Origin of the sequence: Pseudomonas sp. SAS7, from assembly GCF_052112345.1 — a bacterium.
GTDB classification, from domain to species: Bacteria; Pseudomonadota; Gammaproteobacteria; order Pseudomonadales; family Pseudomonadaceae; genus Aquipseudomonas; species Aquipseudomonas putida_Q.
In genome coordinates this window covers 1-812 of record NZ_JBEGGO010000053.1, presented here as the reverse complement: position 1 = coordinate 812, position 812 = coordinate 1, and the positions used below count along the sequence as shown (strand labels likewise).

Sequence of the window (812 nt, the reverse complement as noted above, 5' to 3'; positions counted from 1 at the left end):
TCAATGAAATCGAGTAGGACGGAGCACGAGAAACTTTGTCTGAATATGGGGGGACCATCCTCCAAGGCTAAATACTACTGACTGACCGATAGTGAACTAGTACCGTGAGGGAAAGGCGAAAAGAACCCCGGAGAGGGGAGTGAAATAGATCCTGAAACCGTATGCGTACAAGCAGTGGGAGCCTACTTTGTTAGGTGACTGCGTACCTTTTGTATAATGGGTCAGCGACTTATATTCAGTGGCGAGCTTAACCGAATAGGGGAGGCGTAGCGAAAGCGAGTCTTAATAGGGCGTTTAGTCGCTGGGTATAGACCCGAAACCGGGCGATCTATCCATGGGCAGGTTGAAGGTTAGGTAACACTGACTGGAGGACCGAACCGACTACCGTTGAAAAGTTAGCGGATGACCTGTGGATCGGAGTGAAAGGCTAATCAAGCTCGGAGATAGCTGGTTCTCCTCGAAAGCTATTTAGGTAGCGCCTCATGTATCACTGTAGGGGGTAGAGCACTGTTTCGGCTAGGGGGTCATCCCGACTTACCAAACCGATGCAAACTCCGAATACCTACAAGTGCCGAGCATGGGAGACACACGGCGGGTGCTAACGTCCGTCGTGAAAAGGGAAACAACCCAGACCGTCAGCTAAGGTCCCAAAGTCATGGTTAAGTGGGAAACGATGTGGGAAGGCTTAGACAGCTAGGAGGTTGGCTTAGAAGCAGCCACCCTTTAAAGAAAGCGTAATAGCTCACTAGTCGAGTCGGCCTGCGCGGAAGATGTAACGGGGCTCAAACCATGCACCGAAGCTACGGGTATCA

The 812-nt window shown here is 51.1% G+C and carries 1 rRNA gene; it reads left to right on the top strand.

Annotated elements, in window-relative coordinates:
• Positions 1-812 (top strand): 23S ribosomal RNA (locus ABI582_RS28650); the annotation flags it as partial.